Below are 24,166 nucleotides of genomic sequence, written 5' to 3'. Positions count from 1 at the left end.
AGGCGAGAAGTGAGCATTCTGACCATCGGCGACATCGGGGTGACCGAGGGCATCATCCACATCGGCGACGAGGCTATGTTCGAAGCCGCTGTCGACGAACTGGCAGCACGCGGCGCAGCGGTCGTCGGGGTGTCGGCGAACCCCGCCGAGTCGTCGGAGAGATATCGCGTGCCGACCGTGGCGCGGCTGGGCTTCGCGGGCCTCGACCGTGCGGCGGCGCGCGAGCGTGCGGCGCTGCTACGGGTGGCGGCGGCCGGGGGAGTGACCCTTGCGGCCGACGACCCGGCGGTGGAAGCGCTCGCCGCCCTCGACTCCGCGAGCGGCGTGCTGATCGCCGGGGGCGGCAATCTGGCCTCGCGCTGGCCCGTGCACGTGTTCGAACGCTCGACCCTCGCCGCCATGGCGCGGACGCGCGGTCTGCCCGTCGTCGTCACGGGTCAGACCTTCGGCCCCGACCTGCACGACGGCGACGACGAGGTGGTCGCGGAGCTCACGTGCCATGCCGCGTGGACGGGCGTGCGCGAGCACGACTCTGCGGCGCTCGCCCGCGGCTGGGATGCGCGCGTCCGCGTCGGCGTCGACGACGCATCGTTCCTCGCCGGCGGGCCAGACGACGCCGACCGCTCGAACGCGAGCGGCGATGTCGTCGTGAGCCTCTCGGGGTGGTTCGCGGGTCGCCCCGCCGAGACGGTCGAGCAGGGCATCGCCGAACTGCTCGACGCCGCATCCGCGTCGGTCGGGCCCGTCGTCTTCCACGCCCATTTCGGCCCCATCGATCAGGGCCCCGCCTCGGGTGACGCGGCGCTTCACGAACGGGTGCGCGCGCGGATGCGACGCCCCTCGCGGGTGGTGCCCAGCGGCGACTCGCGCCGATCGGCCGAGCTCGCCCGCCGTGCACGTCTGCTCATCAGCAGCCGTTATCACCCCGCCGTCTTCGCCGCGCCCGCCGGGGTGCCCGTGCTCGGGCTCGCCGCCGACGACTACACCCGCATCAAGCTCACGGGCGCCCTCGGGCACTGGGGTCAGGATGCGGTGGTCGATCTCGACGAGCTCGCCGACGTGCCCCGTCGCGTGGAGGAACTGGACGCTGCGCGCTCCGATATCGCAGAGCGCGCCGACGCGCGGCGCGAGGCGCATCGCGCCGACGCAGCCGCGTGGTGGGACACCGTCGCCGCGGCCTTCGCGCCCGCCGGGTGACGTCGAAGAGTGTCGACGATCCACCGCTCGCGGATCGCCGATATCGATCCGGCAGTGCTTCACCGCATCCTGGGTCGGGCTTGGGTCAGCCGGGTGTGACGCAGCCGGGTGTGGATCAGTGAGGCTCACAGTTCCCTGACCCCCACAAGTGGGTCGGTGAGCCCGGTTCCGGCTTCGCGGTGGACGTTCGGCGTGCAAGGTAATCATCGGGGGAGCCCATGGAACACAGTCCAGAGACCTACAGTCGCGAACAAGAATTGCGGAACCTCGGGGTGCCCCAGGCCGAGCGGGGGTTCGAGGACCCGTCTGTCCAGGAGCTGGCCCCTCACCCAGGAGAAGATGAATCGTCGGTTCAGGTGGTCTCGATCGTGGTCGTTGAGGAACAAGCCGACTAACGATTTGCGTGGGGCCAAGACGCTGTTGCCGCGAAGCTTGTCGAGCCCCTGCAGGAGCGACGGGATACGGATGTCGCTAGCGGTGCGGCTCGATCAGCCAATGAGCCGACTGATCTCCGCGACCGCTGATTGTCCGAACTTCAGACTTTCATCCTGTTCGTGCCGCGTCTGCGGGTGCAGGTCCTCGTCCGCCAAGATCTCGAGCTCAACGGCGCTACCCTCCTCCAACCTCGCGAGGACGAAGACCAGATCCTCCGGCGCCGGAACGTTCACGTACAAGTACGCCGGGACCAGCCAGGTCGAGATTCTGCAGCAGCAAGACGAAACCGGGACCCGGAAACTCACCTACGGCCGCACCAACCAGGTCGGCCTCCCCATTCTCGAGCAGGCGCAGATCGGATCCGTGACGGCGTGTCTGGAGAACGACCCGGTGACAGGGCAGCCGCTGATGCTTCGCACCTCCACCAGCACCGTCACCCTCTACGTCTACGACGGACTCGGGAACCCCACCGCCATCGTCCGCGACATCGGCGGCACCGGATACACCTACCAGTACGACCCGTACGGGCTCCCCACCCTCACCTCCACCAGCGGCGGCGCCGGCACCTCCCAAAACCCGTTCCTGTTCAAGGGCGGCATCCAAGACCGTGCCACCGGATGGATCCTCTTCGGCAACCGCTGGTACAACACCACCATCGGCCGGTGGACCCAGCAAGACACCCTCGACGCACCCATCGACCCCAACAACGCCAACCGCTACGCATACGCCGGCGCCGACCCCATCAACAACACCGACCCAACCGGCCGGGCTAGCACGGCGGTGAGAGTCTTCGGTGCGGCTCACGAGGCAGCGCGGCCTCCGCCGTAAACGATCGTTTGCGGCACGCGACGTGGCTGGGCGAGAAGTAGCGCGCGAAAACGTATCCCGTATCGAATCCCAGTTACGGGACGTGCGATTTCGATCCGCAGTTTCGGGAAGATCGCAGACGGTGGGCGAGATGAGCGAGGATCGGGTCATGCGTATTGGAGAGTTGGCGGCCAGGACCGGAGCAAGCGTGAGGGCGCTTCGGTACTACGAGGAACAAGGGTTGCTTACGCCGCACCGGACGGCTGCGGGGCAGCGGATCTACAGCCCCCAGCACGAGGAAATCATCAGGACTATTCAAGACTTGATTGCGGCTGGCTTTTGTAGTTCGGTGATCGCTACATTGCTTCCGGTTCTGTCCGATCCGGAAATGTCGGCCGGTGCGCTGCAGGCGGCCGTCGACGCAGCTGAGGAGCGCTTGCTCAGTGAGCAGCGGGCGATCAAGGAGGAAGTGCAGCGGCTGACTGCGCTTCGTTCCCGGTGGGGTCTTGCACCTCACGTGCACGTCAGCAGTCAGGGTGAGGAGTATGACGAATTCCACAACCCCGAAACAGCTACGTTTGATCATCGAGACCGACGACTTCGACACGGCGCTTCGGTTCTACCGTGACGTACTCGGTATGCCCGAGCAGGTCGCATTCGCCACGGACGGCGACGATCGCGTCGCAATCCTCCATGCCGGTGTAGCAACTATCGAACTCGCCACCCGAACTCACGTGAAGAACATCGACGAAATCGAGGGAATGCCTCCCGCGCGTGGACCGGCCTTGCGCATCGCGCTCGAAGTCGATGACACCACCGAGGCTGTGTCCGCAGCCGCTGAAGCTGGCGCAGGCATCCTCGCGGCTCCAACACCCACGCCCTTCCGTTCCCTCAACGCGCGAGTACAGGGACCAGCAGGCTGGCAAGTCACGTTCTTCCAGGAGCTAGAAACCTTGCAGGAACGGCAGATGCGAGAGGGGTTCACAACCGACGACGCTCGCGATCGTTAAAGGCCTGCTCAGTTGTAGATATCCGCAATCGCTCGAAACTGATCGATTTCGGCACGAGCCGTGTCGAACCGGCGCCGCCGGCGACACGCCGTGCCGAAACCCTGTGCCGAAGACCCATCAGAGCCGAAGCGTGCCACGACCGGTTTCGGTGCGAACGCGAGACGGGAAACTGACGATGGGGGTCATCGTGGCTGAGACGTTCAACATCGAGGAGCGCTGCGCAGAGCTGTTGGAGCAGTTCGTCGAGGCGCAGCGCCGCCGGCGCTCATCGCTGAGGTGCGGGCATCTGGCCGCGATAAATGTCCTGAGTCCATCAATTCTCCGCGTGACACCCGCGGATCGGTGCGGATCGTACCCCGCATCAGGAGAAATCACGGTTTCCGGGTGCTACTCTCAGCCTGAAACGAGCCGTCATCGCCTGGCTCGACGGGGTGGGTAGGAAAAGCACGGATGCCGTTTCGCAGCAGGGAAACACTCGAGCAGTGGATCGCGGAGTTCACCCGCACTCACAGTGGCGGCGATCTGATCAAGGTCGCCATCCAGGACAGTTCCGACGGCGAGGACGGCGGTCTCGTCATCGTGCCGCTGCGGAACGCGTCGACCACGATCTACGCCCGGCCGCCGATCCCCGGAGACCCGCAGTGGCGGGTCGTGTTCGAGCCCCAGCCCGACGAGATCGCCCTCTCGCACGACGAGGTCTACGCCCTCACCGCCGAGCTGAACACCGCGGCGGACCTGTGCGCGTTCTTCGAAGCCAAGGGCGTCGATCACCGCGAGACCGCCCCTCCGGCCTGAGCCCGTCGTCGTCCGCATCGCGGGCGGTAACCCTCGACGAGCCCGTCACGGTCACGTACCGTGGCGGGCATGCGACGAATCACGAAGACCCTGCTCGCCGCCACCGCGGGCGCCGCGCTCGTGCTCACTCCCGCGGTCTCGGCCAGCGCAGCGCCGCAGGCGCGCACGTACCTGTACACCTCGTTGTCTGCATGTGAAGCAAAGCAGAGCCAGCTGGCTCAGCGCGGTCACCACATCCTCATCGCGTGCAAGCCGGTCTCCTCGGCGACGACCGGCGCGTGGACGGGCGAGTATCAGCTGCGGGCGTCGGTGAGGCCCGTCGGCACCCCGTGACCGCTCCGCGGCCGGTCACCGAGCCGCCGCTGGATGCGCCCTTCCCCCGGGCGCCGCTGCTGATCGCTCTCCGACGGTTCTGCCAGAACTACGCGAGCTTCCGTGGCCGCGCGAGTCGCGCGGAGTTCTGGTGGCCGATCCTCGTCGTCGGTCTCTTCCCGACGGCTGTGCAGGTGCTCACCGGGGTGACCACCGGAGACTGGCGGCCGATCGACGGCACCGTCGTCACCACGCTGCCCGAGGCGATCGTGGTCGCGTTCGGGCTCGTGACGATACTGCCGGTGTTGGCGGTGACGTGGCGTCGACTCCATCACACCGGCCGCAGCGGGGCGTGGTTCTTCCTCATCTTCCTCCCCGTCCTCGGCATCATCTGGCTCGTGGTGCTGCTCGCGTTGCCCGGGCCGCGCGTCGAGCGCTGAGCCGCGGGTCTTGACGCGGGGATGTGTTGCGGTCATCCTGGTGTGGCAAACGCTATCCACACGATCGCTCGTCGTCGAGCGGCGCCCACCGGAAAGAGATCGATGCAGATCGCAGCGCGTCACCGCACGAGAACACTCGTCGCCATCGTCACCGCGGCGGTGATCGGACTGGCCGGAGGCTCCGTCGCCGCCCCGCCCGCCGTCGCCGCCGAGGCGCCGCCCCCGCCCGCGCTCGTGCGCACGGTGAGCGAGAGCGGGTTCTCGCACCCGGGGGTCGGCTTCACCGGAGATCACCTCGAGAACATGCGTGCGCAGGTGCAGGCGGGCGCCGAGCCGTGGGCCAGCTACTACGAGGCGATGACCGCCACCCGCTACGCGGCGCGGGACTTCCGCGCCGAGAACGCACAGACCGACTCGGACACGCCGAAGGACGACGCCTACGCGAGCGTCGGGATGCGCTCGGTCGCCCTGCGCGACGGCATCGGCGCGATGACGCAGGCGCTGGAGTACTTCGTCACCGGTGACGAGCAGTACCGGGCGAACGCGCTGCACGTCGTGCGGACCTGGAGCAGCCTCGACCCCGAGAAGTACGCCTATTTCTCGGACGCGCACATCCACACCGGCGTACCGCTGTACTACATCCTCATCGCCGCGGAGCTGCTGCGCAGCACCGAGCCGGCGTCGGCCGCCCTCGACGGCTACGACCTGGCGTGGACCGACACGGACGAGCAGCGGCTGGAGACCAACCTCATCCGCCCCGTGCTCGAGACCTTCCTCGCGTCGAACAACCGGCTGTGGAACCAGCACCTCTACGGCGTCATCGGCATGGTCGCCGCGGCGATCTATCTCGACGATGCCGACCTCTACGCCGAGCGGGTCGAGTGGTTCACCGTCAACGCCGGCTACGAGAGCGAGCATGACCTGTTCGGCGGCGATGTCAACGGAGCTCTCGCCGCGATCTTCCGCGAGATCCCCGCCGACGATCCCCGCAACACCACCGGTGCGCCTTTCGTGCAGCACATGGAGATGCTGCGCGACCAGGCGCACGGTCAGGGCGACGTCGATCTGCTCATCGCCCTGGCGCGCCTCGTCGACAACCAGGGCACGACGCTCGACCCGGATGCCGGCACGGTCTCGGATGCCGCGGACGCGGTGTCGCCCTACCGGTTCCTCGACAACCGCATCCTCGCAGGAGCCGACACCTTCTACGCCTTCATGACCGGCGACGAGGTGCCCTACGTCCCGGCAACCGAGGGCGGCGCGATCTCGCAGGCCTACCGCGGACGCCTGGTCGACCCGCTGAGCGAGACGTACCTGCAGTACCGCTATCGCGCCGGAGTGGATGTCGCCGCCGAGGCGCCGCACGTCGCCGAGCTGTACGAGAACCGCGACGGCGCGATGTTCTACTCGGGGGCGACGGTGCAGAACTTCTGGAACGACCGGGGCTCGGACTACACCGGCGCGGAGTACTGGGTCGCGTTCCCCGAGGAGCTCGCCGCGGTGCCCGGAGCGGCGGCCCCGCTGCCGCCGACCGCCGAGCTGGCGGTCGACACGTTCGGCACGCCGATCGGTGCCGGGGCGGTGCGCGGCGGGGATGCCGACGGACCGGCGTACGTACGGCTCGACGCCGGCGCCGAGGAGAGCCGGGTCGCGGTACGACGCGCGGTGTGGAGCGATCGCACCCAGGCGGCACCGGTCGGCATCCGGGTCCGCAGCGACGGCACGGCGCGCCTCGAGCTGGCGCGGTCGGCGATCGATGCGCCGTTCGCATCGATCACGGTGCCCGACACCCACGGCCAGTGGCGCTACGTCTGGGCCGACCTGAACGTCGACGAGACCAGGGGCCCGGTCGGCGACAACATCGTGGTGATCTCGGCCACCGGCTCCGACGCGCAGGTGGACGTCGCATCGGTGCTCGCGCAGGCGTCCGGCGTCCTGTCGCCCCCGACCTTCGCCGACGCACCGGCGCTCGCGGTGGTCGCCGTCGCCGGTGAGCCCTGGGCTCGGGAGTTCTCCGTCGAGGGCGCCGACGAGCTGACCCTCGAGGACGCGCCGCCCGGTGCCGAGCTGAACGACGGCACGGTGACGTGGACGCCGACGCAGACCGGCGACACCGAGATGCTCGTCGTCGCCTCGGACGGCACGACCATCACCGCCCTTCCCGTGACGGTGTCGGTCGCCGCCGATCGCCCGGGCGCGATCGCGCAGACGCTGTCCGGTGTCGGCGAGCCGGCGACGTACACCTCGGAGAGCTGGGCACGGGTCGATGCCGCTCGCACGGCCGCAGAGGCGGGACAGGGTGCCGCGCCGGAGGAGTTCGCGGTACTGCTCGAACAGCTCACTGCCGCGGTGGCGCAGCTGGCGCCGCTCAATCCGCTCCTGCCGGACGGCGCGCTCGATGTCGGAGCGATAGCCACGGCGCCCGCGCTGACGACCGCCCAGCTGCGGGCGCTTATCGACGCCGACAACCAGAGCCACTGGGGCGACCAGCGCATCAGCGAGGTCGTGTTCGACCTCGGCCCGTCGTTCCGTGTCCGCGCCGACGCGTTCGGCATCCAGGCCCGTGACGGCTTCGCGAACCGCAGCCAGGGCACGAACGTCTACGGATCGAACGACGGCGTCACCTGGACGCTGCTGACCGAGAGCCCCAACGCCGGGCAGGATGCCGCGATCGAACGCCTCGAGGTCGTCGCCGAACTGCGCGACGAGCGCTTCCGCTTCGTCAAGCTGCGGGTCGACGAGCCCGGCGTCCCCTCCGACCCCGCCTTCCCGGGGATCTGGAGCATCGCCGAGTTCCGAATCCACGGTGAGCGGACCGAAGCGGTCGGCTCGATGAACGGTGTCTCCGTGGCCTCGCCCGACGGCAGTGCCGGGAGGGTCGTGCCGGGCGATCGCGTCGAGCTCACGCTCACCGGACCCGCCGGCAACACGGACGTGCGCGTGTCGATGCTCGGGCAGGAGGCGACAGTCACCTCGGCCGGCCCGGGGGAGTGGGTCGCCGCGGCGGCCGTGCCGGAGGGCGCCGGGGTCGGCGCGCCGGTGTCGTTCCGGGTCGACTTCACGACCGCGGCCGGTGTCGCCGCCGACCCGATCGTGGCGACCACGGACGGGTCGTCGCTGTACGTCTCGACCGACGCCGGGTCGCTCGCCGACGCGCTGCGGGACGCCGTCGTGCTGCGCCCCGACGGAACCGTCGACGCCGCCTGGACGGCGCACGCGCTGCGCATGACCGACGGCGACGCCGCAACCCATTCCGACAACCGCCTCAACGCGGGAACCTACGGCCACGTGTGGGACTTCGGCGCGGACACGACGGTCTCAGTCACGGGCGCCGAGATCCTGGTCCGGCAGGACGGCTATGGCATCTCGCGCATCGCCGACCTGCGCCTGGAGGGGTCGGACGACGGCCAGACCTGGACCAGGCTGACACCGGCCGCACCGGGCAAGACGCTCGCGTGGCAGCAGTGGCCCGTCGCGGACGCCGCGGCCGATGCGGCGTACCGCTACATCCGCATCGCGAACGGGCAGATCCTCGGGGTGGCCGAGTTCCGGCTCTTCGGCGAGGTGCGGACGGCGCCGAGTGCGGACCCCGCCTGGGAGGCCGAGCGCGTCTACGAAGCGGGCGACCGCGTGTCGTCGCAGGGCCGCGCGTTCGTCGCGCAGTGGTGGACCCGCGGCGAGGTGCCGGGAGCGACGACGACCGGGTCGTGGATGGAGGAGGGGGCGCCCGCTCCGGCTGCCGGGACGGACGTGCGGTCGTGGACGGCATCCTGGGTCTACGACGCCGACGACGTCGTGACCTTCGCCGATCAGGCGTGGCGCGCGCGGTGGTGGACGCGGGGGCAGCAGCCGGGCGACGCCCACGGCCCGTGGGAGCCGGTGGCGGGCGGGTGATCGGCGCGAGCGGACGGGCGCGGGCGCGGCTCCGCTCGCCCGCCGGCGCGACGGCCTAGAGTGGACAGCGTTTTCACTCGCGTGCCGGAGGTGTCATGGCGAAGCTCGAGAAACCGCCGACTCTGACCGACGTGGCCCGGCTCGCCGGCGTGTCGGTGCCGACGGCCTCGCGCGCACTGAACGGCGGTGTGCGTGGCACCCAGAGCGGGTCGCCCGAACTGCGTCGGCGGGTTCAGGATGCCGCCCGTGCCCTGGGATACTCGGTGAACTCCGCGGCGCAGGCGATCAAGGACGGGCGCGCGCGCACGGTCGCGCTGCTCGTGAGCGACATCGACGACTTCGGTTCGGCGACGATGATCTCGGGCATCATGCACGCCGCCGAGAAGCGCGGCGTGTCGGTCTCGGTTCGCGCGACCCGCGACGACCCGCTGCGCGAGCTCGACCTGCTCACCCAGCTGCGCGGCGAGCGGCACCGCGCGGTCATCATCGGCACGAGCCGCACCGCCGACACCCGGCGCGAGACGGCGCTCGGAGCCCAGCTGAACACCCTTGCCGAAGACGGCACCCGTGTCGTCGTCATCGGCGACAGTCGGTTGCCGTTCCCGGCGGTGACGGTCGACAACCGCGAAGCCGCGCGACTGCTCGCCCGAGGGCTCGCCGAGACGGGCCGCCGGCGCTTCGCCATCATCTCGGCTCCGGTGAGCGAGATCACCGCGCGCGACCGTGTCGAGGGCTTCCTGCTCGGTCTCGCCGAGCTCGGCGTCGCCGTCGATCCCGACCGCATCATCCATCGTCCCTTCTCGCGCGACGGCGGCTACGAGGCGGTGCGCCGGCTCGAAGACCACCTGGGCGACATCGAGGTCATCGCCGCGATGAGCGACACGATGGCGGTGGGCGCCATCGCCCGGCTCCGGGACGTCGGCATCGAGGCGCCCCGCGACATCGAGGTCGCCGGCTTCGACCACGTCCCGATGCTCGGTGACCTGCTGCCGCGCTTCAGCACCGTCGAGGTGCCGCTGGAGGCGTTCGGCGAGGCGGCGATGTCGCTGGCGTTCGACGACGATGCCGGCCCCGAGGCGGTCATCGCGCTGCGTGCCACCCCGATCGTGCACGGCGTCCCCATCCGCCGACGCGACTGACGGACCGCGCGAGGATGGACTTTCGCGGAGGGGTTGGCAAACGCTATCCATTCGGGTTACTGTTCCAACAGGCGGACGGGGGTGTCCGACCTGAATCGAGGGAGATCACATGGACCACGCAATGGTGCGCGACCGGGCTCGGGCAGCGTCGCTCCGCCGCAGCCTCCTCGCGGGCGTCGGGATCGCATCGGCGACCGCGCTGCTGCTGACGGGCTGCGCGAGCGCAGACACGACCGGCGGCGGTGAGCGCACGACCATCCGCTTCTTGTACGCCACCGGCGACGAGACCTGGAACAACGTCGTGTCCGAGCTCGTCGACGACTTCAACGAGCAGAGCGAGACCACCACGGTGCAGCTCGACCCGCTGCCGGCCGGCAGCGACTACGCAACCGCGATCAAGACCATGGATGCCACGGGGAACTGGCCGGCGATCGTCGACATGCGCGACACGCTGACCTACATCCAGGCCGGCAAGCTGTCGCCGATTCCCGAGACCGTGACCGAGCTCCTCGAGCCCGACGCCGTGGCCGCCGCTGCCAACGGCGACGTCTACACGGTGCCCAACGGTGCGCTCAACGGCGAGATCGGCCTGAACATCGTCTACAACAAGACGTATTTCGACGACAACGGGCTCACGCCACCCGCCGATTACGCCGAGTTCGAGGATCTGCTGGCCGAGATCACCGCGAACGGCGACGTGCCGCTGGCGACCGCCGCCGCCGAGGTGTGGCCGAGCGACCAGCTGTGGAAGCAGCTCGCCGCGCCCACCTTCGCCGAGTGGGGGCAGGAGGGCGGGTTCTGGACCGCGGCGCAGAACGGTCAGGCATCGGTCGAGGACCTGCGCGAGCCGCTGCAGAAGCTCAAGGACATCACCGACCAGTACGTGCTCGAGGGGTGGCAGTCCACCGCCGACGCCCAGACCACGACCCTGCTGGTGAACGACATGGCCGTCATGGCGACCTCGTCGGCGGGCATCGGGCGCCTGAACGACATCGCGAAGGTCGACCCCGAGTTCGAGGCGGGCCTGTTCATCGTCCCGGCCGAGGACGGCTCGATCAACGTGCTGAAGAACGCCGTCAACGGCGACACCGCGACGGGCTTGGCGATCTCGGCCCAGGCGGCCGAGGACGAGGACCAGCTGGCCGGTGCCGTGGAGTTCCTCGAGTACTTCTACTCGGTCGACGCCGCCGACCTCATGGAGGCCTCGGGGTGGATCGCCCCGAACATCGTGGCATCCGACGAGATCACCCGGAACAGCTCGATCCCCGGGGCAGCGGACTACTTCGCGCTCCTGGAGAGCCCCGAGCTCGTCTGGTACGAGAACACCTCTCCGCTGGCGAACTTCAGCGGCTTCAACACCTTCTTCCGCCAGGCGCGCATCGAGATGCAGGACGGTCAGTCGAGCGTCGACGACACGATCGCGAAGGTCCAGGCGGAGTTCGACAAGACGGTCGCCGCAGGCTGACCCCGTCGTCCCCCGGGCGGCACCCGTCGCCCGGGGGACGGCTCATCCGAGCTGAAAGGAATGCCCGTGACTGATCAGAGCAGTGCGCAGGGCCAGACGACGGCGGTCGCCGCCGCGGTGCGGCTCCGCGGCCGAGGCCCGCTCGACGACCTCCCCGAGGGCGCCTCCGACGAGCTCGCACCCGTGAGCGTGGCGCCGCCGCCCGCCCGCCGCATCCGGCGATTCCGGGGCGTGCGGTGGGCGATGCTCGGCTTCGTCGCCCCGGCGCTCGTGGTCTACCTGCTGATGGTGATCCTCCCGTCGCTGCAGTCCCTCCAGCTGAGCTTCACCGACTGGGACGGCATCAGTGACGACTACGCCTACGTCGGCGGGCGCAACTACGAGGAGATCGTCTCGAGCGGGCGGTTCTGGAACGCGGTCAAGAACACCCTCCTGCTCGGCCTCGGCTCGGCCGTCATCATCAACGTGATCTCGCTGGCCGTGGCGCTGATGCTCGACAAGCTCGTGCATCTGCAGGGCTTCTTCCGCACGGCGGTCTACCTGCCCTCGCTCGTGAGCGGGTTCATCCTCGCCACGATCTGGAAGTACCTGCTGAACTTCAACTTCGGCTCGGTGAACACCGTGCTCCGGGACGTCGGGATGCCCGAGTGGGCGCGCGACTGGCTCGGCGACAGCGACATCGTCGTCTGGGTCATCCTGTTCATCGTCTGCTTCACTCTCGGCGGCAACACCACCCTCATCTACCTCGCGAACCTGCAGTCGGTTCCGCCCGACCTGATCGAGGCCGCGCGCATCGACGGTGCAACGGGGCGTCAGGTCTTCCGCCACGTGACCTGGCCGATGCTGGCCGGCGCGGTGACGGTCAACATGACCCTCGCGATGATCGCCGGGTGGACGATCTTCGATCAGGTCCTCGTCCTCACCGCAGGCGGCCCCGGCTTCGTCAGCGAGACCATGGCGTTCTTCATCTACAAGGTCGGCTTCGGCGAGTATCGCGCCGGGTTCGGCAGTGCCGCCGCGATCCTGCTGTTCCTCGTGGTGATCGTCAGCACGGTCGCCGCCAACGCCTACATGCGCAAGAGGGAGATCCAGGCATGAGCGCACCCGACCGCATCCGCACCGCCGACCGCGCCGTGCGCGCGCCGAAGGCCGCCCGAGCGCGCAAGCGCTGGACGCCGGGCGAGATCGTCGTCGCCGTCGTGCTCTCGGCGCTCGTGCTGATCGTCGCGAGTCCGGTGCTCTACGCCCTGCTCAACTCGTTCCGCTCGTACTCCGAGATCACGATCGACCCGATGGGCCTGCCCACGAGCTTCAGCTTCGACAACTACGTCCAGCTCTTCCAGCAGACCGACTACGGCGAGGCGCTGCTGAACACGCTCATCATCACGGTGGTGACGGTGATCCTGCTCGTCGCCCTCGTGCCGATGGCCGCCTACGGCATCGAACGCGTCGGCGGGCGCACCTCCCGCATCCTCTACATCGTCTTCATCGCCGGCCTGATGATCCCCTTCCAGGTGCGGATGATCCCGCTCGTGAAGGGCTTCGACGACGTCGGGCTCTACGGCACGCTGACGAGCGTCATCCTCGTGCACCTCGGCGGTGCCGCCTCGTTCGGGGTGCTGCTGTACTGCAGCTTCATCAAGGGCATCCCCATCGAGGTCGAAGAGGCCGCCAACGTCGACGGCGCCGGGCGGCTCCGCACCTTCTGGGCGATCGTCTTCCCGATGCTGCTGCCGGTGACCTCGGCGTTCGTCATCATCCAGGCGCTCGGGCTGTGGAACGACTTCTTCATCCCGCTGGTGTTCCTCGACTCGTCGTCGGCGGGCACCATCAACGTCGCCATCAACCGGATGGTCGGACTGCTCACCTCGCAGTGGCAGCTCATCTACACCGGCGCCATCCTCGCGATCGTGCCGTCCGTGGCGATCTTCGCCGCCTTCCAGCGCTATTTCGTCAAGGGCATGTCGATCGGGGCGGTGAAGGGATGACCGCGGTCACAGGGCTCGGCGCCCGCGTCGCATCGGCTGTCGCGTACGACGCGCCGCTCTCACGCGCCCTCCTGTTCGTCTGGCATCACTTCGCGGTGTCGGCTCAGTTCATCGCGTGCCTGGTTCCGGCGCTCGCGTTCACCGCGCTCGTCGGGTGGCAGCCGACGCATCTCGCCGTCGTGCTGGGTGTCGTCTCGCTCGCGCCCGTCGGCCCGGGGCTGGCGGCACTGGCGGCGGTGAGCGGCGCCCGTCTCGAGGCGCGGACGGACGTGCGGCCCGGCCGCGGGTTCTGGACGGCCTACGCGCTCGCCGCCCGGGAACTGTGGTGGTGGTGGCTCGCCGCCACCGGCGTCGCGCTGATCCTCGGGTACGACCTCGCGCTGTTCGGCGCCTCCGACGCGATGCTCGTCGGGGTGGTGCTGGCGGCGACCCTGCTGGTGGTGTTCTCGATCGGCCTGTCCGCCGGGCTCGGCCAGGGTGCGAGCCGGCGCCCGGTCGCCGCGCTCGCCACCGCCGGTAAGGCGCTGCTCCGGCGACCGGTGTCCACCGTGACCCGGTTCTTCCTCGTCTGGGCCGTCGTGGCGGCACCGGCCATCCCGCTCATCGGCTGGAGCCTGCTGCTGTTCGTCCCCAGCCTCGCGGCATCCGCGGACGCCCTCGTCGCACGCGCAGGGCGGAGAGCGCACGCATGACCATCGACGCCCCATCTACAGAAGGCCGCATCATCGATTCCCTCGTCGCACCCGCTCCCGTCACCCCCGCCCCGATCGTCGCATCGCCGGACGGGCCCGCGGCTCTGAGCGCCCTCTTCGGCTCATCCGTGTTCGGCCGCGCCGAGGTCGCCCTGACCGAACTGTTCACCTCGCGCGAGCAGCGCGCCCGCACCAGCCAGGCCTACGTGCGATCCGCAGTCGGGCAGCGCCTGCGCATCATCGACGTCGTGGCGGATGCCGGTGGCGACGTCGCCGTGGTGACGCAGCGCGACGAGGTCACCGGGCTGCTGGTGACCACCACGGTGATCCGGGTGCCGGGTCGATCCGCCGTGCGCGTCGAGACGAGCGTCACCAACACGTCGGCCGAGCCGGTCGTGCTCACCGCGGTGGTGACCGCGGCGCTCGGGTTCGGACGCGACCAGGACGACCTCGACGGGTTCGCGCTCGGCACGGCACGCTCGGAATGGCTCGCCGAGAACCGCTGGGAGCGCGTCGCGGTCCGCCGGCTGCTCCCGGGCACCGATCTCGCCCTCCACGGCCAGGACGGACGCGGCCGTGCGGGGTTCACCAGCCACGGGGCCTGGTCGAGCGGTGAGTGGGTTCCGGTCGGCTACCTCGTCGACGACGTCACCGGTCAAGCGCTCGCGTGGCAGATCGAGACGAGCGCGGGCTGGCACGTCGACCTCAGCCAGACCCGTCAGGGCGGCGTGCTCAGCCTGCTCGGACCCACCGACCTCGAGCACGGGTTCGCCCACGAGCTCGCCCCCGGCGAAACGTTCGAGGCGGTGCCCGTCGCGCTCGCCGTCGGCGTCGGCGGTGTGGACGACGCCATCGCGGAGCTGACCGCTCTGCGCCGGTCGCGTCGACCCGACGCCCGCGACGAGCCGCTGCCCGTCGTCTACAACGACTTCATGAACACCCTCATGGGCCAGCCGTCGACCGAGGCGCTCGAGCCCCTCATCGATGCCGCCGCCGAGGACGGCGCCGAGGTGTTCTGCATCGACGCGGGATGGTTCGCCGACCCGGCGATCGGCGACTGGTGGGCCACGGTGGGGGAGTGGCGCGAGGCCGACGCGCGGTTCTCGGGCGGCCTGCGGGCGCTGACCCGCCGCATCCGGTCGCACGGCATGCGCGTGGGCATCTGGCTCGAACCCGAGGTCGTGGGAGCGCAGAGTCCCGCGGCGCAGAAGCTGCCGGAGGCGGCGTTCTTCCACCGGTTCGGAACGCGCGTCCGCGAGCACGACCGGTTCCACCTCGACTTCCGCCACCCCGCCGCTCGCGCGCACCTGGATGCGACGATCGACGCACTCGTGGCCGACCACGACGTCAGCTACCTCAAGCTCGACTACAACATCAACGCCGGTGCCGGGACCGAGGACGACGCGACCACGGCCGCGGCCGGACTGCTCGCCCACACGCGGGCTTTTCGAGACTGGCTGGCACAGGTACAGCGTCGCCACCCCGGCCTGCAGATGGAGAACTGCAGCTCCGGCGCGATGCGGGCGGACTACGCACTGCTCTCGGTGACGCACCTGCAGTCCACGAGCGACCAGCAGGACTTCGCGCTGTACCCGCCCATCGCCGCGTCCGCGCCGATGGCGATCGCGCCCGAGCAGTGCGGCAACTGGGCCTACCCCGCTGCCGGCATGGATCTCGAAGAGACGGCCTTCACCCTGGTGACCGGTCTGTCGGGGCGGCTCTACCTCTCCGGCTTCCTGCACGAGCTGCACGGCGACCAGCGGGAGCTCGTGCGGGAAGCCGTCCGGGTGCACCGGGGGATGCGCGAGGGGCTGCGCGACGCCGAGCCATTCTGGCCGCTTGGGCTGCCGGCGTGGGACGATCCCCTCGTGTGCCTGGGGCTAAGATCGGACGATCACGACGATGTCTTCGTCTGGGACCGCGGCGACGCGGCGGCGAGCGTGATCGTGCCGGGGTTGACCGGCGAGCCGCATCCGCTCTTTCCCGCGTGGGACGGCTGGAACGTCGAGGCGACGCCGGACGGTCTCGCCGTGCGCACGATCGCCGGGCGCACCGCCCGCGTCATCCGCATCGTCAGGGCTGAGAACCGATGACCGCGAACGACCCGAGGGCCATCTTTCCCGGAACCGTGTTCCGCGACGACCGCGGCCGGGTCGCCCAGCTGCACGGCATCGGCGTGCAGCGGGTCGGCGAGCGCTGGTACGCCTGGGGCGAGGACAAGACGCGCGGTGACCGCTTCACCGCCGTCGCCTGCTACTCGTCGGACGATCTCGCGCAGTGGCGGTTCGAGGGCGACGCACTGGTCGCGGGAACGGGCGACATCGGCCCCGACCGCATCGTCGAACGGCCCAAAGCTCTGCGGCATCCCGACGGGCACTGGGTGATGTTCCTGCACATCGACACTCCCGACTACGGCGCCGCGCGCGTGGGGTTTGCCGTCGCCGATGCACCCGCCGGCCCGTACACCTACGTCGGCAGCGAACGCCCGCTGGGCACGATCAGCCGCGACATCGGGGTGTACCAGGAGGACGGCGTCGGATACCTGCTCTCGGAAGACCGCGACAACGGGCTGCACATCCACCGGCTGCGCTCGGACTATCTGGCCGTCGAGTCGACCGTGGTCACGCTGCGCCAGCAGCAGCGGCCCGAGATCGGTTACGAGTCGCCCGCCCTCGTGCGCCACGACGGCACCTATTACCTCTTCGGCTCCGACTTGACGGGATGGAGCACCAACGACAACAAGTACGCCACCGCCTCCTCCCTGGCCGGTCCGTGGAGTCCGTGGCGCGACTTCGCGCCGCCGGGCGCGGCCACCTTCGACTCGCAGGTCAGCGTCGTCATCGACGCCGGCGACGGACGCTTCGTGTACGTCGGCGACCGGTGGCTCGAGGACGACCTGTTCCACTCGCCCGCGGTCTGGCTGCCGCTGCGCATCGCCGACGGCGAGGCGTCGATCGCCTGGACCGATCGGTGGACGCTCGCGGAGCTCGGCGCATGAGGGCGCAGCTGGTCATGACGCCGCAGCTGGCGGGCGCCGTCTTCGACGACGCGCTCCGCGACCGGCTGCGCGGCGTCGCCGAGGTCGACGTCGACCGGGTCGTGAGCGACCCGCGCGAGCTCGATCCCGCCGAGCTCGCCGCCGTCGACGTCCTCATCACCGGGTGGGGCGCGGCGCCGATCGACGAGCGGCTGCTCGCGGCCATGCCGGCGCTGCGCGCGATCGTGCACTGGGGCGGCGGCGTGGGGTTCATCTCCCCGGCTGTCGGGGCGCGGGGCGTGGCGGTGTCGACGGGGCGCGAGGCCAACGCCGTTCCGGTGGCCGAGTGGACCGTGGCGATGCTCGTGCTCGCCGCCAAGGATGCCTTCTGGATGTCACGGCGGTACGCCACGGAGCGCCGGGCGCTCGATCGGGAGGAGCTGATGCCGCGCTCCGGGCTGTTCCGCACCGTGATCGGACTCGTGGGGGCCTCGAGCGTCGGCCGGCTCGTGATCGACCGCCTGCGGTCCTACGACGTCGACGTGCTGCTCTACGACCCATTCGTCACGCCCGAGGACGCGGCGGCGATGGGCGTCGAACTCCTCGGCGATCTGGGAGCGCTCGCGGCCCGGGCGTCGCTGCTGTCGCTGCACGCGCCCGAGACCCCGGCCACCGCCGGAATGGTCTCCCGGTCGGTGCTCGCCTCGCTCCCGGACGGGGCGACCCTCGTCAACACCGCCCGGGGCGCCCTCGTCGACCAGGATGCGCTGATCGACGAGCTGCGGGCGGGACGCCTGCGCGCGATCCTGGACGTCACCGATCCCGACGTGCTGCCGCCGGAGCATCCGCTCCACGAGCTGCCGAACGTGTTCCTCACGCCGCATCTGGCCGGTTCCACCGGGTACGAGCTGCACCGGCTCGGCGAGTCCGCTGTCGCCGAGGTCGAGCGCTTCGCGCGCGGCATCCCGTTCGCCCACCCGATCGAGCCGTGAGCATGGTGCGGATCGTCAACCCGGTGCTGCCGGGCTTCCACCCCGATCCGTCGATCGTGCGTGTCGACGACGTCTTCTACATCGCCACCAGCACGTTCGAGTTCCACCCGGCGGTGCGCATCCACGCCTCGCGCGACCTCGCGCACTGGGAGCTCGTGGGGCATGCCCTCGACGACGGCTTCGACCTGCGCGGGGTTCCCGACTCGGGCGGCGTCTGGGCGCCGAGCCTGTCGCACGCGGACGGCGTGTTCTGGCTCGCCTACTCGATCGTGCGCACGATGGACGGCGACGACAAGGACATCGAGAACTACCTCGTCACGGCGCCCGACATCACCGGGCCCTGGAGCGAACCGGTGTATCTGGGATCACGCGGGTTCGACTTCTCGTTCTTCCACGACCACGACGGCACGCACTGGATCGTCGGGGTGCAGTGGGATCATCGTCCCGGCCACCCGAGCTTCGCGGGGCTCGTGCTCGAGCAGTACCTGCCGGACGAGCGCCGGGCATCGGGCACGGCGCACCTGCTCCACCAGGAGTCGGGGCTGGTCGAGGGACCGAACCTCTACCGCATCGACGGGTGGTACTACCTGCTCATCGCCGCGGGCGGAACGGGCTGGAACCACGGCATCACCGTGGCCCGCTCGCGCGCACGCCTCGGCCCCTACGAGCGGGATCCGCGCGAGGCGGTGCTCACCACCCGCGACGCGCCCGGTCATCCGCTGCAGAAGGCGGGGCACGGCGAGCTGGTGCGTCTCACCGACGGCGGGTGGGTGCTCGCGCACCTCGCGGCCCGTCCGGTGCTGCACCTCGGGGAGCGCTACTGCACCCTCGGACGCGAGACCTGCCTGCAGGTCGTCGACGTCGATGACGACGGATGGCTGCGCCTGCGCGGCGGCGGCCGGCATGCGGCCGAGACGATCGAGATCGCGGGGATCGCCGAGCATCCCGTTGCCGCGGCGCCCACGCGCGACGACTTCGACGCCGAGGTGCTCGATCACGACGTGTGGTCGACGCTCCGTGCCCCGCTCGCGGAGGGGAGCGCCGACCTCGGTGCACGACCGGGCTGGCTGCGACTGCGCGGGGGAGCGTCGCCGGGGTCGGTGTTCGACCAGTCCATGATCCTGCGCCGCGTCACCGAGCACCGGGCCACGGTGATGTGTCGCGTGGATGCCGAGCCGCCGACGCCGCGACAGGCCGCGGGCCTCGTGCTCTGGTACGACCGCCGGGGATGGATCTGGCTGCAGATCACCGCGGATGCCGACCACGGCCGGCACGTGCGTGTCGTGTGGCGCGACGGTGACCGTACCGTCGCGGACGCGCCGATCGAGGTGCCGGCGGGCGCCGTTGACCTGGAGGCGTCCCTCGACGGAGCGTACGTCGGTTTCGCGGTGACGGGGACGGACGGAGTGCGTCGCGTGGTGCCCGGACGCTATGACCTGTGGCGGCTCTCGGACGACCACGGCCCGCGCCTGCGGTTCACCGGCCTGTTCGTCGGCGTCCGGGTCGACGATCTCGATGCCCGGCGATGGACCGCCGACATCGACGTCGTCGATCTCGTCACCGTGCCCGCGCCCTGACGTCGGCGGGCGGGCGCGGCGGCGTGGCGACTACCTGCGACGCGCGATCAGCACCGCGATCACGGCCACGACCACGATGACCGCGGCGATGCGCAGCGGCCGCCCGATCGCACCGGTGATGTGCAGCGCGCGCTCGACGACGGCGGCATCCCGGTCGATCGTCGACCTGGCCAGGCGTGCCGCGGCATCGATGACCTTGTCGGCGACATCGGGGACCGCGTCCGGGAGGGCGTCCTTGGCGGCATCCTGCGCCGCCCCGACCACGCCCGTGGCCGCGTCGGCCGCGCCGCGGACGACGCGCGCGGCGCTTCCGGTGACTCCCGCGTGGCTGGCGCGCTTCTTGTCGTCGCGGTTCTCGTCGTCGGCGCCGCTGGCAGCAGGGGCCTGCGAGGAGGCGGTGTTCTCGTCGGGCATGGTGATCCGTTCGTCGGTGGTCGGGGGAACTCTCCCACCGAGCGCCGCGAACGCGTACCCCCTACCCCCGGCCGTCGATCTCGCGTATGCGCGGGACGGGCTCAGTCGTCGACGTGGTACCGCCCGAGCGGGAGCATGAGGGGCTTTCCCGAGCGCGGATCGATGATGACCTCGTTGCGGATGCCGAAGACCGCCTCGATCGTGGCCGCGTCGAGCACCTGCTCCGCGGAGCCCGAGGTGACGATGCGGCCGTCGCGCATCGCGACGAGATGGTCGGCGTAGCGCGCGGCGAGGTTGAGGTCGTGCAGCACCATCACCACGGTCACGCCGCGGCGCCGGTTCAGGTCGGTCAGCAGGTCGAGGACCTCGATCTGGTGGCTCACGTCGAGGAAGGTGGTCGGCTCGTCGAGCAGCAGCAGATCGGTGCGCTGGGCGAGGGCCATGGCGATCCAGACGCGCTGGCGCTGCCCGCCCGACAGCTCGTCGACGGCCCGGTCGGCCAGACCCAGCGTCTCGGTCGCGGTCAGCGCCTCGGCCACCGCCTCGTCGTCGGCGGTGGTCCAGCGCGAGAAGAGCCCGTGGTGCGGGTTGCGACCGCGCCCGACGAGGTCCGACACCGTGATGCCCTCGGGTGCGGTCGGCGACTGCGGCAGCAGCCCGAGCGTGCGGGCGAGCTCCTTGGCCGGCATCCGGTGCACGGCGTTGCCGTCGAGCAGCACGTGCCCCGCCCGCGGCGCGAGCAGCCGCGACATCGAGCGCAGCAGCGTGGACTTGCCGCACGCGTTCGGTCCGACGATGGCGGTGATCGCGCCGGTGGGGATCCGCAGGCTCAGGCCCTCGATGATGGTGCGCTCGCCGTACCCCAGCGTGAGGTGCTCGGCGAGAAGGGAATGGTCGTCGGTCACAGCGAGCCTCCGGCGCGGTTGGTGCGGACGATGAGGTAGAGCAGGTACGGCGCGCCGAGCACTCCGGTCACGATGCCGACGGGGTACCGGATGCCGAGGGCGTACTGCCCGACGAAATCGGCCACGAGCACGAGCAGGGCCCCGATCAGCGCACTCGGGACCAGCAGCGAACCCCGGGGTCCGATCACGCGCGCGGCGATGGGGCCCGACAGGAACGCGACGAACGCGATGGGGCCGGTGGTGGCGGTGGCGAACGCGATGAGCCCCACCGCGGTGACGACCACGAGCAGCCGGGTGCGGTCCACACGGGTGCCGACGGCGGCGGCGGTGTCGTCGCCGAGCTGGAGCGCCGCGAGGTCGCGCGAGCGCGACAGCAACAGAGGGCCGAGCACCAGCAGCGCCGCACCGGCGGTGACCACGTCGTTCCAGGTTGCGCCGTTGAGACTTCCGTTGAGCCAGCGCAGCGCCTCCTGCAGGTCCCACTGCCCGGCCTGGGACAGCACGTACTGGGTGAGGGCGTCGAGCATCGCCGCGATGCCGATGCCGATGAGGATCAGCCGGGTTCCGGCCGACCCCGAGCGCGATGACAGCAGGTAGATGAGCAGCGCCACCCCGAGCCCGGCGACGATCGCGAACACCGACACGGCGAACCCGCTGAGACCCAGCATGACGATCGCGAAGGCGGCCGCCGCGCTCGAACCGGCGCTGATGCCGATGATGTCGGGGCTGGCGAGGGGATTCCGGAGCATCGTCTGGAACGCCACCCCGGCGAGCCCGAAGCTGAGCCCCACCACCACGGCGAGCACCGCGCGGGGCAGGCGCAGCCGGCCGACCGCGAAGGTCGCGCCGCCGGCATCCTGGCCGAGGACGACCGCCAGCACATCGGCGGGCGAGTAGAAGGTCTGACCCACCATCACATTGAGGGCGAAGGCGGCCGCGACGGCGACGGCGAGACCGGTCATGAGGGCGCGGCGGCGGCGGTGACGGCCGCGCCGCAGGCCGGCCACGACGGCGACCCCGTCGACGGGGGACAGGATCGTGCTCACAGCGACCTCACCTTGTGGCGGCGCACGATCGCGACGAAGAACGGGCCGCCCACGAGCGCCGTGATGATGCCGACGTCGATCTCGGCGGGACGTGCGACGACGCGGCCGACCACATCGGAGGCCACCACGAGCGCGGCGCCGGCGAAAGCCGAGAACGGCAGCAGCCAGCGGTGGTCGACGCCCACCAGCATCCGGCACGCGTGCGGGACGACCAACCCGACGAAGGCGATGGGTCCGGCGATCGCCGTCGCCGCACCGCACAGCAGGACGGCACCCAGCGCCGCGAACGCGCGGGCGAGGGCTACCCGCTCGCCGAGCCCCGCGGCGAGGTCGTCGCCCAGCGCGAGGGTGTTGAGGCTGCGCGCCGAGAGGAGGCTGACGGCGAAGCCCACGAACAGGAAGGGGAGCACGAGCGACACCGACGGCCACGTCGCGCCCCCCACGCCTCCGATGAGCCAGGAGCGGACGTTGTCGGCGATGTCGCCGCGCGGGAGGTGGATCGCGGTGACGAACGAGACGAGCGCCGCCGAGGTCGCCGCACCCGCCAGCGCGAGCTTGAGCGGGGTCGCGCCGCCTCGCCCCAGCGAGCCGATCGTGTAGACGAACACGGCCGCAGCGGCCGAGCCGGCGATCGCCACCCAGACGTAGCCGCTGGCCGACGACAGACCGAACCAGGCGATGCCGATGACGATCGCGAGGGACGCTCCCATGTTCACCCCCAGGATCCCGGGGTCCGCGAGAGGGTTGCGGGTCACGCCCTGCATGACGCCGCCGGCCACGCCGAGGGCCGCGCCGACGAGGATGGCCAGCGCGGTGCGGGGGATGCGCTGACCGACCGCGGCCTCGTCGAGGGTCGACTGCGCGCCCCCGAGAGCGGCGAGGATCTGCTCCCATCCGACCGCGCGCGAGCCCACCGAGATCGACAGCACCGCGAGCCCGACGAGCACGGCCAGCAGCACGACGAGCCACAGCAGGCGCACGCGATTCGGGCGCCGCACGACGGCGACGCCCGAATCGGTCGTGGGGGCTGCCGTCACCGGGACTTTCCGGCCGCCTCCGCGAGCAGGGCGAGGTAGTCGTCGAGGATGTACGAGATCGACAGCGGGGTCGGGTTGGCCGCGGTGCCCATCGGGCCCGAGCCGTCGAGCGAGACGATGGCGCCGTTGGCGACGGCGGGCATCTGCGACAGGAGGGGGTCGCCCTCGAGGGTCGCGACGAGCTCCTCGTCGCCGTAGGTGACGATCATGTCGACGTCGGCGAACACGTCGACCTGCTCGGCGCTGACGCTGCCGGAGAACGTGTCGCTGTCGCCGGAGGCCTCCTCGACGCTCGAGGGCGTCGTCAGTCCCAGGTCCTCGAAGAACGCCGCGCGGGTGTCGTGGGCGGTGTAGAAGTTGACGGTGCTGAGGTCGGACGGGTCGACGTGCGTCATGAACATCGCCGAGGTGCCGGCCAGCTCGGGATGCGTCGAGGCCGCGGCCTCGATCTCGTCCTCGAGGCCCGAGACGAGCTCCTCGCCCTCGGCCGCCATGCCCATGCCCATCGCGTTGTACTCGATGACATCGCGCCACGAGGTGGCCCACGCCGACTCGGGGTAGGCCACGACGGGGGCGATCTCGCTCAGCGTGTCGTAGTCCTCCTGGGTCAGGCCGGAGTACGCGGCGAGGATGACGTCAGGGTCGGTTCCCGCGACCGCCTCGAAGTCGATGCCGTCGGTCTCGTCGAACAGCACCGGGGTCTCGGCCCCGAGCTCGTCGAGCTTCTCCTTCACCCAAGGAAGCAGCCCGTCGCCGTCGTCGTCGCCGAAGTTCGCCGCGGCCATGCCGACCGGGACGACGCCGAGAGCGAGCGGAACCTCGTGGTTGGCCCACTGCACCGTCGCGACGCGCTCCGGCTTCTCGGCGATCTCGGTCGTGCCCAACGCGTGCTCGATGATGATCGGGTAGCCGGCGGTCGATCCGTCGGCGCCGGGCGCGGCGGACTCCGCGGGCGAGGCGGTGCCACCGCAGGCGGTGAGGGCGAGGGCGGCGACGATGGTCGTTGCGACGGCAGCCGCGGTACGACGAGCGAACATGCAGGAT

The 24,166-nt window shown here is 70.5% G+C and carries 22 protein-coding genes; 17 read left to right on the top strand and 5 right to left on the bottom strand.

Annotated features, from left to right (window positions below; all coding sequences use genetic code 11):
- The first annotated feature begins 9 nt into the window (after positions 1 to 9).
- The 17 genes from HW566_RS02725 (at position 10) to HW566_RS02645 (ending at position 19,720) form a co-directional block, all read left to right on the top strand.
- The gene (locus tag HW566_RS02725; protein WP_178010197.1) at positions 10 to 1,197 is read left to right on the top strand and encodes a polysaccharide pyruvyl transferase family protein; all 1,188 of its coding nucleotides are present in this window, start codon (positions 10 to 12) and stop codon (positions 1,195 to 1,197) included.
- Positions 1,198 to 2,040: 843 nt separating this feature from the next.
- Entirely contained in the window at positions 2,041 to 2,460 is a 420-nt protein-coding gene (locus tag HW566_RS02720; protein WP_178010195.1) for an RHS repeat-associated core domain-containing protein, read from the top strand.
- A gap of 148 nt (positions 2,461 to 2,608) precedes the next feature.
- Positions 2,609 to 3,067, top strand: coding sequence for a MerR family transcriptional regulator (locus HW566_RS02715; RefSeq protein ID WP_178010193.1), 459 nt, complete (start codon positions 2,609 to 2,611; stop codon positions 3,065 to 3,067).
- Positions 2,985 to 3,449: a VOC family protein gene (locus tag HW566_RS02710; protein WP_178010191.1), complete on the top strand. Its 465-nt coding sequence runs from the start codon at positions 2,985 to 2,987 to the stop codon at positions 3,447 to 3,449. The genes HW566_RS02715 and HW566_RS02710 overlap by 83 nt, the downstream gene beginning before the upstream one ends.
- 450 nt (positions 3,450 to 3,899) lie before the next feature.
- Positions 3,900 to 4,244, top strand: coding sequence for a hypothetical protein (locus HW566_RS02705; protein WP_178010190.1), 345 nt, complete (start codon positions 3,900 to 3,902; stop codon positions 4,242 to 4,244).
- Positions 4,245 to 4,313: 69 nt separating this feature from the next.
- Complete coding sequence (locus HW566_RS02700) at positions 4,314 to 4,577, top strand: hypothetical protein (protein WP_178010188.1); 264 nt, start codon at positions 4,314 to 4,316, stop codon at positions 4,575 to 4,577.
- On the top strand, positions 4,574 to 4,996 hold the full coding sequence (locus HW566_RS02695; protein ID WP_178010186.1) for a DUF805 domain-containing protein: 423 nt from the start codon (positions 4,574 to 4,576) through the stop codon (positions 4,994 to 4,996). The genes HW566_RS02700 and HW566_RS02695 overlap by 4 nt, the downstream gene beginning before the upstream one ends.
- Before the next feature lie 102 nt (positions 4,997 to 5,098).
- Positions 5,099 to 8,890: a carbohydrate-binding protein gene (locus HW566_RS02690; protein WP_178010184.1), complete on the top strand. Its 3,792-nt coding sequence runs from the start codon at positions 5,099 to 5,101 to the stop codon at positions 8,888 to 8,890.
- 95 nt (positions 8,891 to 8,985) lie between these two features.
- Entirely contained in the window at positions 8,986 to 10,029 is a 1,044-nt protein-coding gene (locus HW566_RS02685) for a LacI family DNA-binding transcriptional regulator (RefSeq protein ID WP_178010182.1), read from the top strand.
- 109 nt (positions 10,030 to 10,138) lie between these two features.
- A complete protein-coding gene (locus HW566_RS02680) occupies positions 10,139 to 11,494 on the top strand; it encodes an ABC transporter substrate-binding protein (RefSeq protein WP_178010180.1) in 1,356 nt (451 codons plus the stop codon).
- A 66-nt stretch (positions 11,495 to 11,560) separates the two neighbouring features.
- Positions 11,561 to 12,592: a carbohydrate ABC transporter permease gene (locus HW566_RS02675; protein ID WP_256728838.1), complete on the top strand. Its 1,032-nt coding sequence runs from the start codon at positions 11,561 to 11,563 to the stop codon at positions 12,590 to 12,592.
- Complete coding sequence (locus HW566_RS02670; RefSeq protein WP_178010176.1) at positions 12,589 to 13,482, top strand: carbohydrate ABC transporter permease; 894 nt, start codon at positions 12,589 to 12,591, stop codon at positions 13,480 to 13,482. Before HW566_RS02675 ends, HW566_RS02670 begins: the two co-directional genes overlap by 4 nt.
- Positions 13,479 to 14,174, top strand: a complete 696-nt coding sequence (locus HW566_RS02665; RefSeq protein WP_178010174.1) for a hypothetical protein — start codon at positions 13,479 to 13,481, stop codon at positions 14,172 to 14,174. Before HW566_RS02670 ends, HW566_RS02665 begins: the two co-directional genes overlap by 4 nt.
- Positions 14,171 to 16,267 carry a glycoside hydrolase family 36 protein gene (locus tag HW566_RS02660; RefSeq protein ID WP_178010172.1) on the top strand — a complete coding sequence of 699 codons (2,097 nt, stop codon included), beginning with the start codon at positions 14,171 to 14,173 and terminating at the stop codon, positions 16,265 to 16,267. The genes HW566_RS02665 and HW566_RS02660 overlap by 4 nt, the downstream gene beginning before the upstream one ends.
- Positions 16,264 to 17,172, top strand: a complete 909-nt coding sequence (locus HW566_RS02655; protein ID WP_178010170.1) for a family 43 glycosylhydrolase — start codon at positions 16,264 to 16,266, stop codon at positions 17,170 to 17,172. Before HW566_RS02660 ends, HW566_RS02655 begins: the two co-directional genes overlap by 4 nt.
- Complete coding sequence (locus HW566_RS02650; protein WP_178010168.1) at positions 17,169 to 18,143, top strand: hydroxyacid dehydrogenase; 975 nt, start codon at positions 17,169 to 17,171, stop codon at positions 18,141 to 18,143. Before HW566_RS02655 ends, HW566_RS02650 begins: the two co-directional genes overlap by 4 nt.
- Positions 18,144 to 18,145: 2 nt before the next feature.
- On the top strand, positions 18,146 to 19,720 hold the full coding sequence (locus HW566_RS02645) for a family 43 glycosylhydrolase (protein ID WP_178014614.1): 1,575 nt from the start codon (positions 18,146 to 18,148) through the stop codon (positions 19,718 to 19,720).
- A gap of 30 nt (positions 19,721 to 19,750) precedes the next feature.
- Here the strand turns inward: HW566_RS02645 and HW566_RS02640 are convergent, their stop codons facing one another.
- From HW566_RS02640 to HW566_RS02620, 5 genes are all read right to left on the bottom strand, one after another.
- Entirely contained in the window at positions 19,751 to 20,134 is a 384-nt protein-coding gene (locus HW566_RS02640) for a hypothetical protein (RefSeq protein WP_178010166.1), read from the bottom strand.
- Between the two features lie 101 nt (positions 20,135 to 20,235).
- Positions 20,236 to 21,039 (bottom strand): ABC transporter ATP-binding protein, encoded by an 804-nt coding sequence (locus HW566_RS02635; protein ID WP_178010164.1) that lies wholly within the window; start codon positions 21,037 to 21,039, stop codon positions 20,236 to 20,238.
- A complete protein-coding gene (locus tag HW566_RS02630; RefSeq protein WP_256728837.1) occupies positions 21,036 to 22,085 on the bottom strand; it encodes a FecCD family ABC transporter permease in 1,050 nt (349 codons plus the stop codon). The genes HW566_RS02635 and HW566_RS02630 overlap by 4 nt, the downstream gene beginning before the upstream one ends.
- Positions 22,082 to 23,122 carry a FecCD family ABC transporter permease gene (locus HW566_RS02625; RefSeq protein WP_178010162.1) on the bottom strand — a complete coding sequence of 347 codons (1,041 nt, stop codon included), beginning with the start codon at positions 23,120 to 23,122 and terminating at the stop codon, positions 22,082 to 22,084. The genes HW566_RS02630 and HW566_RS02625 overlap by 4 nt, the downstream gene beginning before the upstream one ends.
- A complete protein-coding gene (locus HW566_RS02620) occupies positions 23,119 to 24,159 on the bottom strand; it encodes an iron-siderophore ABC transporter substrate-binding protein (RefSeq protein WP_178010160.1) in 1,041 nt (346 codons plus the stop codon). The genes HW566_RS02625 and HW566_RS02620 overlap by 4 nt, the downstream gene beginning before the upstream one ends.
- Positions 24,160 to 24,166: the final 7 nt, after the last annotated feature.

The sequence above is a fragment of the Microbacterium oleivorans genome (assembly GCF_013389665.1).
GTDB classification, from domain to species: Bacteria; Actinomycetota; Actinomycetes; order Actinomycetales; family Microbacteriaceae; genus Microbacterium; species Microbacterium oleivorans_C.
This window is presented reverse-complemented; position numbering and strand designations above follow the sequence as displayed.